Origin of the sequence: Trichococcus pasteurii (assembly GCF_900112935.1) — a bacterium.
Taxonomy (GTDB): domain Bacteria; phylum Bacillota; class Bacilli; order Lactobacillales; family Aerococcaceae; genus Trichococcus; species Trichococcus pasteurii.
In genome coordinates, this window is record NZ_FONM01000009.1 from 25553 (window position 1) to 39939 (window position 14387).

The 14387-nt window shown below is 48.0% G+C and carries 14 protein-coding genes; 10 read left to right on the forward strand and 4 right to left on the reverse strand.

The features are described 5' to 3' along the window. Positions 1-61 precede the first annotated feature (61 nt). The 3 genes from BM184_RS08765 to BM184_RS08775 are packed head-to-tail and all read left to right on the forward strand — an operon-like array spanning position 62 to position 5117. Positions 62-1324, forward strand: a complete 1263-nt coding sequence (locus tag BM184_RS08765) for a metallophosphoesterase family protein (protein WP_177208604.1) — start codon at positions 62-64, stop codon at positions 1322-1324. Next, entirely contained in the window at positions 1305-4127 is a 2823-nt protein-coding gene (locus BM184_RS08770) for an ATP-binding protein (protein ID WP_177208605.1), read from the forward strand. The genes BM184_RS08765 and BM184_RS08770 overlap by 20 nt, the downstream gene beginning before the upstream one ends. A 21-nt stretch (positions 4128-4148) precedes the next feature. Continuing rightward, positions 4149-5117, forward strand: coding sequence for a 3'-5' exoribonuclease YhaM family protein (locus BM184_RS08775; protein WP_086943444.1), 969 nt, complete (start codon positions 4149-4151; stop codon positions 5115-5117). A gap of 62 nt (positions 5118-5179) precedes the next feature. On the opposite strand, the gene BM184_RS08780 is transcribed toward BM184_RS08775, so the two are convergent. After that, the gene (locus BM184_RS08780; protein ID WP_086943443.1) at positions 5180-6151 is read right to left on the reverse strand and encodes a peptidylprolyl isomerase; all 972 of its coding nucleotides are present in this window, start codon (positions 6149-6151) and stop codon (positions 5180-5182) included. 271 nt (positions 6152-6422) lie between these two features. Here BM184_RS08780 and BM184_RS08785 point away from each other — a divergent pair, with 271 nt between their 5' ends. Beyond that, entirely contained in the window at positions 6423-6851 is a 429-nt protein-coding gene (locus tag BM184_RS08785; RefSeq protein ID WP_218151014.1) for a MarR family winged helix-turn-helix transcriptional regulator, read from the forward strand. Positions 6852-6955: 104 nt separating this feature from the next. On the opposite strand, the gene BM184_RS08790 is transcribed toward BM184_RS08785, so the two are convergent. Together BM184_RS08790 and BM184_RS08795 are read right to left on the reverse strand one after the other, a co-directional pair. Continuing rightward, positions 6956-7336 carry a YtxH domain-containing protein gene (locus BM184_RS08790; protein WP_086943442.1) on the reverse strand — a complete coding sequence of 127 codons (381 nt, stop codon included), beginning with the start codon at positions 7334-7336 and terminating at the stop codon, positions 6956-6958. A gap of 2 nt (positions 7337-7338) precedes the next feature. Continuing rightward, the gene (locus tag BM184_RS08795; protein WP_086943441.1) at positions 7339-7773 is read right to left on the reverse strand and encodes an HIT family protein; all 435 of its coding nucleotides are present in this window, start codon (positions 7771-7773) and stop codon (positions 7339-7341) included. Positions 7774-7946: 173 nt separating this feature from the next. Here BM184_RS08795 and BM184_RS08800 point away from each other — a divergent pair, with 173 nt between their 5' ends. From BM184_RS08800 to trmB, 4 genes are all read left to right on the forward strand, one after another. After that, complete coding sequence (locus BM184_RS08800; protein WP_086943440.1) at positions 7947-8684, forward strand: ABC transporter ATP-binding protein; 738 nt, start codon at positions 7947-7949, stop codon at positions 8682-8684. Next, complete coding sequence (locus BM184_RS08805) at positions 8681-9913, forward strand: ABC transporter permease (RefSeq protein ID WP_086943439.1); 1233 nt, start codon at positions 8681-8683, stop codon at positions 9911-9913. The genes BM184_RS08800 and BM184_RS08805 overlap by 4 nt, the downstream gene beginning before the upstream one ends. Positions 9914-10358: 445 nt before the next feature. Further along, complete coding sequence (locus BM184_RS08810) at positions 10359-11156, forward strand: phosphotransferase family protein (protein ID WP_086943438.1); 798 nt, start codon at positions 10359-10361, stop codon at positions 11154-11156. 72 nt (positions 11157-11228) lie between these two features. Next, positions 11229-11894: a tRNA (guanosine(46)-N7)-methyltransferase TrmB gene (gene trmB / locus BM184_RS08815; protein WP_086943437.1), complete on the forward strand. Its 666-nt coding sequence runs from the start codon at positions 11229-11231 to the stop codon at positions 11892-11894. A gap of 450 nt (positions 11895-12344) precedes the next feature. Here trmB and BM184_RS08820 read toward each other — a convergent pair whose 3' ends face one another. Further along, the gene (locus BM184_RS08820) at positions 12345-12695 is read right to left on the reverse strand and encodes a PepSY domain-containing protein (protein ID WP_245830758.1); all 351 of its coding nucleotides are present in this window, start codon (positions 12693-12695) and stop codon (positions 12345-12347) included. 255 nt (positions 12696-12950) lie between these two features. On the opposite strand from BM184_RS08820, the gene pepA reads away from it, so the two are divergent. Then, the gene (gene pepA / locus BM184_RS08825; RefSeq protein ID WP_086943468.1) at positions 12951-14027 is read left to right on the forward strand and encodes a glutamyl aminopeptidase; all 1077 of its coding nucleotides are present in this window, start codon (positions 12951-12953) and stop codon (positions 14025-14027) included. Positions 14028-14041: 14 nt separating this feature from the next. Beyond that, a complete protein-coding gene (locus BM184_RS08830; RefSeq protein WP_086943436.1) occupies positions 14042-14353 on the forward strand; it encodes a thioredoxin family protein in 312 nt (103 codons plus the stop codon). The last annotated feature ends 34 nt before the right edge of the window (positions 14354-14387 follow it).

The window sequence follows — 14387 nt, forward strand, 5'->3', positions numbered from 1 at the left end:
ACGATTCCAAGGAAATTTGATTTGTCAGATTTAGCATAGAATGCGGAAAGAAGGACAGCTTGTGATTACATTTATCCATACAGCGGATCTCCATCTGGATAGCCCTTTTAAGGGGATAAAACAGCTGGAGCCGCAGCTTTTTGATGCCATTTACCAGTCCACTTTTGATTCCTTTCGGGAATTGGTGACGCAGGCCATTGCGGCTGAAGTGGATTTTTTTCTGATCAGCGGGGATATCTACGATGAGGAGAATCAGAGCGTAAAGGCGCAAGCCTTTCTGCGGGATGAACTGGGTCGGCTGGATCGTTCCGGCATCCCGGTTTATTTGTCGCATGGGAACCATGATTTTCTCGGAAGGGAATCGCTCAAACTGCAGCTTCCGGAGAACGTCACGGTCTTCGAAAAAGAGGTTACGACCGAAATGTTGACCACGAAAACAGGGGAGCGAGTGGCCATCACCGGCTTCAGTTATCCTTCCAGATGGGTCGAGGAACGGATGATCGTCGATTACCCGAACCGGAATCATACAGTCGATTACCATATCGGGATGCTGCATGGCTACCTCGAAGGGTTGAACTCTTCCGAAGGCGTCTATGCGCCGTTCTCTTTGGGCGAATTGAACGCGAAAAACTATGATTATTGGGCTCTGGGACACATCCACAAAAGGCAGCAGCTGCAGGAGGCTCCGCCTGTCGTCTATTGCGGAAATACGCAAGGGCGCAATCCGAACGAAACCGAAGCAAAAGGCGCGTATCTGGTGACGCTCCGGAAAGGGATGGTACCGACGTTGACTTTTCTCCCGACGGCGCCGATCGTTTGGGAAAAAGAAACGATGTCGTTGCATGGATGCAAAACCCTGAATGATGTGTTTGCGCGCATCGAGGAACGTATGGAACAGCATCGCGCTATCAGTGAATCGAGCGTGTTGTTGTCGCTGCTGTTCACGGACATCCAGGGGCTTCATCCCGATGTTGTCAAAAAGATCGAGGACGAAGAGATACTGGACGGTGTCCGACAAAGGTTGGACCGGCCTTTCATTTATCTGTACCAGTTGAAAATTGCGGTTGATACGGAAAAAGAACTGTTTTCTTTTGATCAGGTCATGAAGGAGAGTTTTTCGAAAAGTTGGACGGAAATCAGTGCCGATGACGTATTCTATCAACAGCTGGACAACTTTTTCCAACATCCGCTCATCAGGACTACGTTTCCTGACTTAAAAAAAGATCGAAGCTTCAAAGAGGAAGTGCTGGCAGCCGCCAAGAAGAGGATTGTGCAGGCTGTTGCGTTCGAGGAGGAAGAGGACAGTGAAGATTCGGAAGATTGAAATATACGGCTACGGAAAATGGGTGAACCGAACCTTTGATGGTGTGCAGGATCTGCAGGTATTCCACGGAAAAAATGAAGCCGGCAAAAGCACCTTGTCATCCTTCATCAACAGCATCCTCTTCGGGTTTCCCAGTGCCCGCAAGAAAGATCAGAATCTGTACGTCCCGAAACAAGCGCAAGCATACGGCGGTCGCTTATTTTTGGAGGACACGCGGTTCGGGGATGTCATCGTTGAGCGGGTGAAGGACCGCAATAAAGGGCAGGCCCTCGTCACGCTGCCGGATGGTGTGCAGCAGACGACAAAAAATCTCGGGCGTTTCCTGTTGGGGATGGACAGGGAGACTTTTGAGTCGTTATACACATTCAAAATAGACAGTCTGCTTTCCTTGAAAAAAACCCAAAAAGACGACCTCAACCATTATCTGTTGAGCATCGGCACCAGCGGGAGCGAACGTTTGCTGCAATTAGCCAAAGAATACCGGGATGAAGCCGCGAAACGCTTCAAACCGACAGGCAGCGTTCCGCCATTGAACAAGAAGATACAGGCTGCTGAAAAACTGCAAAGGAAGCTTCAGCAAGCAAAAGCAAAAAATGCGACCTATGAAACTTCGCTGTTGCATTTATCGGACAGCCAAAAACAGCAGGCGGAGCTTTTGTCCCGTCAACAGGAACTGGAGCAGGAACAAACCGCAATTGCAGAAAGCTTGCGTTTGGCGGACAGCTATCAGGAGTGGAAACGGCTGAACAAGGAAATTACGGCTGTCGACTACAGTGAAGTGCCTGAAGATGCCCGTTACCAGTGGCAGAACCAGCAAGAAAAAATGGCCGCGTCGATCCAAGCGCAAACGCAACTCCAGGAAAGGTTAGCGCAGCTGCAGAAACAGTTGGGCGAATATGTCCATGTGGAATGGTACAAAGGGCATCAATCGGAGTTTGCGGCTTTGCAGCACAGTGCAGCCAAAACGCAAGCGGATCTGAATAAGATCACTTATTTGGAAAATGAGATCAGCAACAACAAGGCTGATTTGGCCAAACAAAAAATGGCCTTGGGTTTGAATCTGGCCCTGCCCGCTCCGGAGCCGCTCAAGGAAGAAGAACGCGGGCAGTTGCAGCAGCTTGCGCAGGACATCCGACAGATCGAAGAACAGCTGCTTCGCTTGGACCACAATATCGGTTTTCATGAGGAACAGCTGGAAACCCTCCAGCAAGAAGAGACTCGCCTCCAACACGAGAAGCTTACTGATGAAGCGTATGCTGCGCTGCAAAGCGATGTGCAACAGCCGAATCAAAGAATTGCTGCACCCGCCCCAGCGAAAAGAAATCCGCTCGGCATGCTGTTTTTGGCTGCGGCTGTATTTTTGGTCCTGTCCTTTGTTCTGGCAGACTTCCGGGTAATTGCATGGGCGTTGTCTGCTGTGCTTGCTGTCGGTGGGGCTATCCTGACCAGAAGGAAGCAACAGACACAAACGAAGGACGTTGCCTCCCAAGAAGGCTCCTCCGAAAATGCTATGGAGCAATTTCTGAAGCAGGCCGCTGTCAGGGAAAGAATCTCGGCTGTAACAAGAGAGCTCGAAGAGTTGCAGGATAAGTTTTTGGAACTTTTGAACAGCCGGGAAGAAACGGAAGAGCGCGGAAACATGCTCCAAACCGAATGGACGACTTTCCTGCAGCAGAAAGGCTATCCAGCCCGCATGACGGCAAGGGAACTCCTGCAATTGGACCCCGGTGCCGTGTTGGCGGAGAAGGCCGCACTGATCATCAATCAGGAAGCCGAAATGAGCGATCTTAATTTCGCCGTGGATAAATGGAACGAGCAGACTGCGTTCATCCGCAGCCGTTTCCATTTTGAACATCTGACAGTCGCTGAAATGGCCGCACGCTTCTCCGAGATACAGAATGCCGTCATTTTGGAAGAAAATATGGCTACGAATGTTCAGGATAAAATCAATGAACTGCAGCAAGAGTTGGAGCAGATCCAACGCGACCTTGCCGAGTCCCATCAACAGAGACAGCGGCTATTGGATCAGGCAAACGCAAAGACGGAAGCTGAATTTTACCAGTTGTTGGCTCTGAAGGAAAAGCAGGAGCAAAACCTCAAGCGCAAAGAATTGCTGGATGAGCAGGTCAGTGGCCGCGAGCAACTCTTGGATCGTTATGGCGATGCCAAGAAAAGCGCGGATCTTTACGAAAAGAATGAACTGGAAATGCGGCGGTTGAAGTCCGAGCTGTCGATACTGCAGCGGACTGAGGTTGAACTGAAGCATCAGCTGGAACAATTGGAAGAAGGCGGTACTTACAGTGCCTTGCTGCAGGAGTTCGCTTTGGCCGAAACCGAGCTGAGGGACCTTGCCATCGAGTGGGCCGGCTTGGTTACAGCCGGAGAATGGATCGAAGGGGCATTGCGGTACGGGAAAGAGGATCGCCTGCCGCTGATGCTCGATGATACGATAACCTTCTTCAGTCGGTTGACGGAAGGCGCATATACCGGGATTGCGTTCCAAAAGAACGGCATGAAGGTGCAGCGTAAGGACGGAACGACCTTCTTACCGAATGAACTATCGCAAGGAACGGTGGAGCAGTTGTATATTGCGCTGCGGCTTGCGTTTGTGAAGAATACTGCCGATATCGTCAGCATGCCGGTCTTGATCGATGATGGTTTTGTGAACTTCGATGACGACAGGAAAAATATCATGTTTACGTTGTTGGAAGAGCTGAGCGAAGACGTGCAGGTGCTCTTTTTCACGTTCGACGACACTTGCGTTCAACGATTTTCACAGAAACAAGTATACATGTTAAAATAGGAGTGAAAGGGGCTGATAGGGGTGGCCAAAAAAATATATGAACATGAAATCGATGATAATTTTGAAATTTATGTACTGATCAAAAGTGCGGATATCCGTCTGGCAAAAAACGGCAAGAAATTCATCGCCTTTACTTTTCAGGACCGCAGCGGTCAGATCGACGGAAAGTATTGGGACGCAAAAGAGGAGGATATCCAGCAGTTCCAAGCTGGTCAAGTTGTTGCCGTAACCGGTAAACGGGAACTGTATCAGAACAATCCCCAACTGCGCATCACAAAACTAAGGCTCGCCCGCGAAGGGGAACCAAGCCGACCGGAACTCTATATGGAGCGTGCTCCGTTGAAATCGGAGGAAATGGTGGAGGAAGTCAGCCAAATCCTGTTTGAGATCACGAGCGCACCAATCAACCGGATTGTCCGGCATATACTAAAAAAATATCAACGGGAATTTTTCGAGTATCCCGCTGCGAAACGTCACCATCACGCTATCGTAGGCGGACTGGGTTTCCATACGGTATCGATCTTGCGGATGGCCAAAACGGTCATCCAACATTACCCTTCAGTCAATAAGTCTTTGCTGTACGGGGGAGTGATACTCCACGATATCGGAAAAACGATCGAGTTGAGCGGCAGCATGTCGACTGAGTATACCCTGAAAGGGAATCTGATCGGACACATCGTCCTGATAGATGAAGAAATCACCAAAGCCTGTCTGTCCCTGAACATCGATGAGGACAGCGAAGAAGTCATCCTATTGAAACACATTGTTCTGGCGCATCACGGCAAACAGGAATTCGGTTCGCCGGTGACGCCGCATCTCTTGGAAGCCGAAATCATCCATCATCTTGATAATTTGGATGCTTCCATCAATATGATCGATACGGCCTTGCTGCGCACGACACCAGGAACGTTCAGCGAGCGGATTTTTGGGTTGGAGAACCGCAGTTTCTATAAACCGCTCTTTGCCCAACCTTCTGAAGAAGGGCAATAACAAAAAACACGCAAGTTACCGGCATCAAAGGCTGGTGACTTGCGTGTTTAACATTATAAGTATTAGTTTGCTGATTCAGCAGTTGCAGATTCCGCTTCTTCGGAAGTTGCAGTTTCTGAGCTAGCTTCATCAGATGTTGCTGAATCTGATGAACTTGTTTCTTCAGCAGGCAAGAATTGATCGATTGCTGCTGCCAGGTCTTCGTCCTTGATTTCAACATTCGCTGCTTGAACGATTGTGGACATGACGGATGTCAGGTAATCATTGTCGGCAAGTTTTTCGTCCATCATCAATGTTTCGATGTTTTCGCGTTCTTCTTCCAATGTTCCTTTTTCTGTCTTCTCGATCATCTTGATGACGTGGTAGCCGTATTCGGTAGCGACTGGTGTTTGTGTCACTTCGCCGACCTCAAGCGCATAAGCTGCTTCTTCGAATGCTGCAACCATGTCGCCTGCTCCGAACAGTCCTGTCTCTCCGCCGTTTTCAGCAGTTGCTGTGTCGGTGGAGTTTGCTTTAGCCAATTCCGCGAAATCTGCGCCTGCATTGATTTGGTTGATCAGGTCTACAGCTGTTGCTTCGTCCGCAACCAAGATATGCTGTACATTGATTTGTGGTTGGTAAGCTTCGTAATAGGCTTCCACTTCCTCATCCGTGAAAGTCGTTTCAGCTCTTACGGCTGCTTCAATCAGTTTGTTCAAATACAATACATCCTGGTACTCGTCTTTATTTGCGAAGCCTGATTGTGACAAGATGTAGTTGAATGTTTCTTCTCCGCCGTATTGTTCGATGGTAGTCAACAGCTCAGCTTCCGTCTCAGCTTCCAATTCATTGTCGCCGATCGCGTCGTTCAATACGTCGATCAAGATCAGACGTTGCAAAACGGTTTCGCCGATTGATGCTTTCATTGCGTCGTATAATTCATCTTTAGTGATATCGCCTGCTGGAGTCGTTGCGACAGTTTCGCCAGTCGAGCAGCCTGCTAATGTGATGGCCGTCAGGAAAGCAACGGACGTCAATGCTAATTTCTTCTTCATGAATGTGGCACTTCCAATCTATTTCTATTTATTTATCCCATGAATAACCATCTATAAATATATCATAAACGCCGTGATTATGGAAAATATTCCTTAAAAACGCTAGCAAACTTCTCAGAAAATTCATATCTGCAGACCAATCCGGAAGCAAGCGAAAACCGCAACATAGAACAAAAAAGAAGCCCGTATTACCGCTAGTGCGGGCGGATTGCTCAAAATGCCAATATTTGGTATCATAAGTTGATGAATCGAAAGGAATGGGGGGAACTTTGTGAAATGTGAAATGAGTTCTGCGTTTTGCCAATGGCTGGAGATCAACAATTTTCATCTGAAAGTCGAGAGCACATTGGAAAAAAGTTTGCAGATGAACCATAATCTTTCTTTGAAAGAGTTCTATGTCCTTTATTTCTTATCACAGGAACCGGACCAAAAACTAAAGCTCCAGGATCTGGAGGAGAAGGTCGGTTTAAGCCAAAGCGCGGTTTCCAGATTGGTCAGCAAATTTGAGGCTAAAGGTTGCGGGGCTTTGGAGCGGAATGTCTGCGAGCAGGATCGTCGGATCGTCCATACGTCCTTGACGAAAACAGGAGCAGCAAAACTGGCTGCAGCGGCTGCGACAGTGGAACAGGTGCTCACGGAGTCTTTTTCGGAAATGCCGGTGCAGTTGCTCATCAAGCAGGCCGAAAATCAGAATAAATAGCGGGTTCTTGATCGAACTCTTTTTAACATAAACACTGAAAAATACGACGCTCCAAATGACCGTTTGACCGGTTTGCATTTGGAGCGTCGTATTTTTTATTTCCATTATTGAGTTGGCGCATCTGTCGCTGCCGGCAGCTGCGATTCCATGCTCGCTGCGACTTTTTCCATATCCTCAGTCAATACGGCAAGTTTATCGTTGATGCGGTTGATTCTTGGTTGGGCTTGCTGGGTGAAGCTTTCAACAGATTTTGCCACATCTTCAGTGACTGCCGTGACGGAAGCCAAACCTTCGTTGGTCAAGGATTGGATCGCTTTGCGCAAACCTTGGACGCTTTCGTTGAGGTCCTCGACCGCAAGGGTGTTGTCCTCTAGGTAGGCTTTCGCTTTCTCGCGGTTTTCTTTGCCGCTTCGGGGACTATTCAGCAATCCCAGCAGACCACCGACTACCGTACCGAATAAGATCCCTTCCATAAATGAGCGCATATCTATTCCTCCAGACTCTCTTTGATGGCTGCAACTACTTTTGCCAATTCTTCCTGCGAATATTTCCCTTCATGCGTCTTCCATTTCAAACCGAATCCATCCGAATCCGAATCTTCGTAACGCGGCAAGAAGTGGATATGCGAATGGAAAACAGATTGATAGGCTATCGAACGGTTGTTGTTCAGAATGTTCAATCCCAAAATGTCATCGCTGGAACGTTCGATTGCGCGTGCGATTTTAGGGATGCGCGAAAAGACTTCCTTCGCCAATTCTTCATCGTATTCAAAAATATCAGCAACATGCTTCTTGGGAACCAGCAAAGTATGTCCCTTCGTCACTTGTGATAAATCCAGAAACGCTATGACGACATCATCTTCATAGACAATGCTGCTCGGGATTTCGTGGTTCGCGATTTTGCAAAAAATACAATCTGTCATATGCCTGACCTCTTTCTTTCCGTAATCTACTTTTTCTATGATTTAACTTTATCATATTTGCCATTTTTTTGATATCCTGAGGGCAAAAAGACGCTTCGGTCAGCAAGATATTTGGGATAGGGAAAGGCTGTGCTATAATATAAGGCACAAACGCATGCGAAAGGGACGGTTAAATGTCACTATTATTGGAGAATGTCACAGGCGGTTATACGCAACTGCCTGTCATAAAAAATATAAATTTTGAGGTCAAAGCCGGTGAATTGACTGGATTGATCGGATTGAACGGAGCGGGCAAGAGCACGACCATCAAGCACATCATCGGTTTGATGATGCCTTTCAGCGGGAAAATTGAGATCGATGGCCGTACGTTGCGCGATGACACGGAACATTATCGTAAGTCATTCGCTTTTATTCCCGAGACGCCGGTGCTCTATGAAGAGCTCACTTTACGGGAACACTTGGAAATCACGGCGATGGCCTACGGAATCACGGAAGCAGTTGCCATGGAAAAGGCGATGCGCTACATCCGGGATTTCCGTCTGGAGGACAAGCTGGACTGGTTTCCGGCTTATTTTTCCAAAGGCATGAAACAAAAGGTGATGATCGTTTGCGCATTCATGTTGGATGTGCCGGTTTATGTCATCGATGAACCATTCCTGGGTCTGGATCCGTTGGGCATCCACTCGTTCCTGGAGATGGTCAGGGAGAAAAAAGCGCAAGGTGCAGCTATTCTCATGTCTACTCATGTGCTGGCCTCGGCCGAGAAAGAATGCGATAATTTCGTCCTGCTTCACCATGGAGAGGTCAAAGTGAAGGGCACGATGGGGGATCTGCAGCGCGAAATGGGGATGCCGGGAGCGAGTCTCGATGAGCTTTACATCAGCTTGACGAAAGAAGTGGCGCAACCATGAATCTGGACAGTATCTGGAAAAGAAGGCAACAACTGCACCTGAAAAAATTCAGCCGTTACAGCAAATATATCTTCAATGATCATTTCGTCATAGTCCTCCTCTTTCTGCTGGGAGCTTTGGCTTACCAATATTCCGAATTCGTGAAAACTGTTACGCCGGATTTCCTTTGGGGAAAACTTCTGATAGTGGCTGTTTTTTCAGGCAGCATCTTTATCGGGAAGCTGGCGACTTTCCTTGAGCCGGCCGACCAAGTGTTCCTTTTGGCTAAGGAAAAGGAATGGGGAAGCTATTTCAGCAAAGCGAAAAAATACAGCCTGATCCTGCCGTCGATCCTGTTGTTCTTTTTGGCAGCCGCGGCAATGCCGATGCTATTTGCCGGGAGAACAATCGGGGCGAGTGATTTCCTCCCGATTTATGCAACTTTGATTCTCTTGAAAATCATCGATTTGGATCTTCAGGAGTTGGGTCTGAAGATAGGCGACAAGAAAGTTCGGCAAAAAAATGATCTGTACCTGGCTTGCGCGGCGATTTTATCGTTCAGCATCGCGATATTTTTCAATCCATGGGTTGCGCCGGTACTTGTAACGCTGTATACTATGTTTCTGCGTAAAAAAGTACAAGTGGCGTACGAGGCGCGCTATCCGCTCTATCAATGGGAGCAGATGATCGCCTCGGAAGAACAACGAAAAGCTCGGACAAACCGAGTCATCAATCTTTTTACGGATGTTCCTCAAGTGAAGAGCAAAGCAAAAAGAAGGAAATATTTCGACGGCTTGTTGCGTCGGATCGAAGGCAACAGCAATTCCTACCAGTATTTATACGCGCGGGCATTTTTGCGCGGGACAGATTACAGCGGCTTGTTCTTCCGCCTGTTGACCATCGGGGTGCTGTTGCTTCTGTTCACGCCTTCAGCCGGATTTTCTTTAGGCCTCAGTCTGTTGTTCCTGTATTTGACAGGCTTCCAGCTGTTGCCGCTGTATTTCCATTTCAATGAGAATATGCTGTACCGGCTATATCCGACGCAGCACGCAGATAAATTTGCCGGCTTCAAGCATTTGCTGGCTTACCTATTGGGAGTGGAAGGATTCCTTTTTGCGGGAATCATCTTCATCAACAACAGTTGGCAGACGGGCTTGGCTGCAGTCGCCTTAAACGCCGGGTTCGTTTGGCTGTTCATCCAGTTTTACATGGGCGGGCGTACGGGAAAAAGAGAAGCAGCAAGTTACTGATCTACGGATTAAAATCGGTTCAGTTCCGAAACTCCCATGGAATATTCTTGACTGAATATGTAAAGAAATCTAAAATAATAATTGTATGCGAGTGCGGGTCGCTGCGCTTTCAGAGCAAAATGATCGGCATCGCCAAATGAACACGTAGCACATGAACAGAAGAGCAGACCGAGATAGCTGGGGCTTTCGTCCCGGCTCCTTCTTTTCAATGATATAAATTTATCAAATTAAAAGTGCATCACCTTTGGTGCTTCACAAGTTTGCAAAATATTTCATGCACCTAAAAAGATGTCTAGCGGTCCAAGCCTGCCTCTCGGAAATTAGATAAATCTGACCCATTGCGCTCTGCGATGCTCATTCAGGGCCAGATTTCCTAAATTTCTTTCGAGGCAGAGCGGGCTTGTACCGCTTTTCAAAATTAATGACAGAGTAGGGAATGAGCTCGATGGATTATAAAATGGACTCAGGGTGGCGGCTACATCCCATCGGAGGAGACACAGGACAAGCTTATATGGGCACCAGAGCCGAGGAAAGAGTTTTTTTGAAAAGAAACTCTTCACCTTTCTTAGCTGCGCTTTCCGTTGAGGGGATCACGCCGCGACTGATCTGGACCAAACGGGTCGGCAATGGGGATGTCCTGACAGCTCAAGAATGGCTTAACGGCAGGGAATTGAATCCGGATGAGATGAAAGGGAAGTCCGTGCGGGACATCCTGCATCGCATCCATCATTCCGAAAATCTCCTGAAGATGCTTCAGAAGGTAAAAGGGGAAATCTTCAACCCGATCAATTTCTACAACCTGTACGTTGCGGATCTGCCGGATGACCTGAAATCCAATTCAGTCCTGCAACAGGTGACTGAATATGTGAAGAACAGCATCGCCAGCATCGACGACTCGCAAAAGACGGTCTGCCACGGAGACGTGAATCGCAAAAACTTCCTGTTGGATGAGGAAGACCGGTTGTACCTAGTGGATTGGGAAATGGTCAAAATAGCTGATCCGTTCTCAGACATCAGCACCTTGCTGGTTCAATACGTTCCCTACGAGGAATGGGGAACATGGCTGGAGCAGTACGGTTTGCGGATGAATGACAATATGGAACGCCGGTTGGAGTGGTACAGCATGATGGTGTGCCTCTGCATGATCAAAAAGAGTCATTCGCAGGATCGTAATATGGAAATGAACCAATTGATTCTGTTGCTGAAAAAGCTTTATCAGAATCGCCTGAACAGTTATTTATGAAATCCTCTTCGTCTTAAACGAACGGAAAGGATTTCTTTTTTCGAAAAAAAACAGATAAGAAAGAGGAGAATTATGCGCGTAAGAAATAAACCATGGGCTGCCGAAAAATTGGCTGAGAGTACCCAATATGTAGTGATGGAACCAGCGGATTGGAAAGGGAAATGGCAGGAACGCTTCGGCAACGAGCAACCGATCCATGTGGAAATCGGCTCCGGCAAGGGCCAGTTCATCGTCGAGATGGCTCGCATGCATCCGGAAGTGAATTATATCGGGATCGAACGTCAGACGAGTGTGGCGGTCATGACACTCGATAAAATGATCGAATCAGGCTTGAAAAATGTCCAATTGCTGAATACGGACGGAGAGAATGTAGCGGATTTCTTTGCGGAGGGCGAAGTGGATCGCGTCTACCTGAACTTTTCCGATCCGTGGCCAAAGTCCAAGCATGACAAACGCCGCTTGACCTACAAAAAATTCCTGCGGAACTATGAACAGATCCTGGTTTCCGGCGGGGAGATCCATTTCAAGACGGATAACCAAGGCTTGTTCGAGTATTCGCTCGCAAGCTTCTCGCAGTACGGCATGACTTTAAAGCAAGTCTGGCTGGATCTGCACAAGAGCGATTTTGAGGGGAACATCATGACGGAGTATGAAGCGAAGTTCTCTTCAAGAGGAGACCGCATCTACCGTGTCGAAGCAGCGTTCCCGAAAAAAGAGACGGCTGATTCAGAAAAATAGCACACAAAACAAAAGGAAGGACCAAAGCTGCGAGTGCTTTGGTCCTTCCTTTTTTTGTGCAACTAATGATGTCCAGCGATCCAAGCCTGCCTCTCGGAAAGAGATGAAGGACCCCCTTGTCTCTGCGAGCCAAGGATACTGATCGACTAACCTGCTGACGCAAGAAATCTCTCAGCATGTTGCGCTCTTCGATACTCAGTTGCATGGGAGTCTTAGGGATTCATCCCTTAGAGTCCCAGTACAAGGTGACCGTAGGGAACGTTGCAGGGCACGATTTCCTAAATTGTCATGACTCTTGCGATTTCAATCGCTTAATCCTGTCATAAGGCCATCCAACCGGTCGCGCAGTGAGGCCCTCTGATGTCGCACTGTGACATCAGAGTACTTGACCGTTTAGGTCACAGTGTTTCCTTAATCGAGGCAGAGCGGGCTTGTATCGCATTTCTTTTTTTACAGTTTGTATAAGTCCAAAATGGTTCCTGTGTAGGCATCGGCGATGAATTCATATTGCACCAATACGCCTTCTTCTTTGCGGGAAATGCCGCCGTAATACACATCCGTCTTTGAAGAATAACGGCTGAGCGGGACAGGATGCAGTTCGATCCATGAGCCTTCGATCGGAGCTTCAGCCAAGAACATCTTTTTGACGTTTTCCAGGATTTTATCGCCGTTTACAGTCCGTTTCTGTTCATAGCAAAGGGCTGTCACGACTGAACCAAGTACGAGTCCGGCTCCGAATAAAATACCGCCCAAGATTTCTTCTTTGTGTTTTTTGCACATGCATTTTTCCAAAAAGTTCATCTTATGTTCCTCCTCAAAGTAATGCGCTTTCTTAATTTCTCCCTTCAGTATAGCAATAATACGAAAAAAATAATAGGGAAATGTCACAAGCGGCAGGATGCACAAAGGAAACGTTTCCTGTGCTGGACAATGCTTCTTAACGAATGGAATCGTTGCTATGACAAGGATGCTGCGCTATAATGGATAGGATAGTCAGACACTTAAGGGGGATCGGGAGCGGCATAAGGATAAATTTGTGTGCTGCTCCATTCAAATATGGATGATAAAACATTTGCTATGATCAAAGAATTGACGGAATTGCAGGGAACAAGCGGAAACGAACGCAATATCCGTAACTATATGCGCGAGAGAATGGCGCCATTGGTGGATCGCATCGAAACGGATGGCTTGGGCGGTATTTTCGGAATCAGAGAGCATGAAAATGAAACGGCACCGCGCATCATGGTGGCGGCACATATGGATGAAGTTGGCTTCATGGTGGCAGGCATCACGGATCGGGGATTGTTCCGGGTTGTGCCGCTTGGAGGTTGGAATGCTTATGTCGTTTCGGCACAGCGCTATACCCTGCAGACGTCCAAAGGCGATATACCTGTGATTTCTTCTTCCGTCCCGCCGCATTTATTGCGCGGGGAGGGTGAAGGCAAAAAAGTCAAAGTGACGGATATCCTGTTCGATGCCGGTTTCGATACGAAAGAAGAGGCGTTGGCATTCGGAGTCCGTCCAGGAGATACGATTGTTACCCAAGTGGAAACGATCTGGACAGCCAACAAGAAGAAGATCATTTCAAAAGCGTGGGACAACCGCTACGGGAACACGGTTGTTTTGGAAACGCTGGAAGCATTGAAAAATGAAAAGTTGCCGAACACATTGATCGCCGGCGCAAATGTTCAGGAAGAGGTCGGACTGCGCGGGACAAAGGGGGCCGTTCACAAATTCAAGCCCGATCTGTTCTTCGCGGTGGACTGCTCCGCTGCGGACGATCTGACGACGACCAAGGATACGTTCGGGCATCTGGGAGAAGGTTTCCTTTTGCGGATCCAGGATCCCGGCATGATCACCTTGAAAGGGATGCGCGAATTTCTGTTGGATACGGCGGAAACGCATGATATCCCTTATCAGTATTTCGTTTCCAAAGGCGGAACGGATGCGGGTGCCGCCCATGTCATGAACGACGGCGTGCCTAGCGCGGTCATCGGGGTCTGCGCCCGCTACATCCATACACACCAAACAATGTTCCACATCGACGATTATGCGGCGGCAAAGGAAATGGTCGCACAAGTCATCAAAGCGTTGGACAAGAGTACTTATGAAACCATCATGGCCATGAATTAAGGAGGAATGGGATTATGGATAAACTGAAAGATTTGGATCAATTCAAAGAACTGCGCGATTCGGGAAAAACGGTATTCGTCTTCATGACCGGCTGGTGCCCGGACTGCCATTACATCCGCCCATTCATGCCCGAGGTGGAAAGCAAGTTCGCGGATTTTCGTTTCGTCGAAATAGACCGCGACGATTTCGGCCCGCTGGGGGAAGCTTTGCAGATTTCCGGAATACCGAGCTTTGTCGCTTATGATAAAGGAGAACTTTTGGGGCGTTTCGTTTCCCGCAACCGGAAGACGCAAAAAGAGATTGAAGCCTTTTTGGGCGAATTGTGATACTATTTCGTTTGGGAAAAATAAATGAAGAAGC

Excerpts from the sequence above, each read along its gene's own strand:
- BM184_RS08780 (WP_086943443.1), bottom strand. The coding sequence starts at position 6,151 with ATGAAGAAGAAATTAGCATTGACGTCCGTTGCTTTCCTGACGGCCATC.
- BM184_RS08790 (WP_086943442.1), bottom strand. The coding sequence starts at position 7,336 with ATGCGCTCATTTATGGAAGGGATCTTATTCGGTACGGTAGTCGGTGGT.
- BM184_RS08795 (WP_086943441.1), bottom strand. The coding sequence starts at position 7,773 with ATGACAGATTGTATTTTTTGCAAAATCGCGAACCACGAAATCCCGAGC.
- BM184_RS08800 (WP_086943440.1), top strand. The coding sequence starts at position 7,947 with ATGTCACTATTATTGGAGAATGTCACAGGCGGTTATACGCAACTGCCT.
- BM184_RS08805 (WP_086943439.1), top strand. The coding sequence starts at position 8,681 with ATGAATCTGGACAGTATCTGGAAAAGAAGGCAACAACTGCACCTGAAA.
- BM184_RS08810 (WP_086943438.1), top strand. The coding sequence starts at position 10,359 with ATGGATTATAAAATGGACTCAGGGTGGCGGCTACATCCCATCGGAGGA.
- trmB (WP_086943437.1), top strand. The coding sequence starts at position 11,229 with ATGCGCGTAAGAAATAAACCATGGGCTGCCGAAAAATTGGCTGAGAGT.
- BM184_RS08820 (WP_245830758.1), bottom strand. The coding sequence starts at position 12,695 with ATGAACTTTTTGGAAAAATGCATGTGCAAAAAACACAAAGAAGAAATC.
- pepA (WP_086943468.1), top strand. The coding sequence starts at position 12,951 with ATGGATGATAAAACATTTGCTATGATCAAAGAATTGACGGAATTGCAG.
- BM184_RS08830 (WP_086943436.1), top strand. The coding sequence starts at position 14,042 with ATGGATAAACTGAAAGATTTGGATCAATTCAAAGAACTGCGCGATTCG.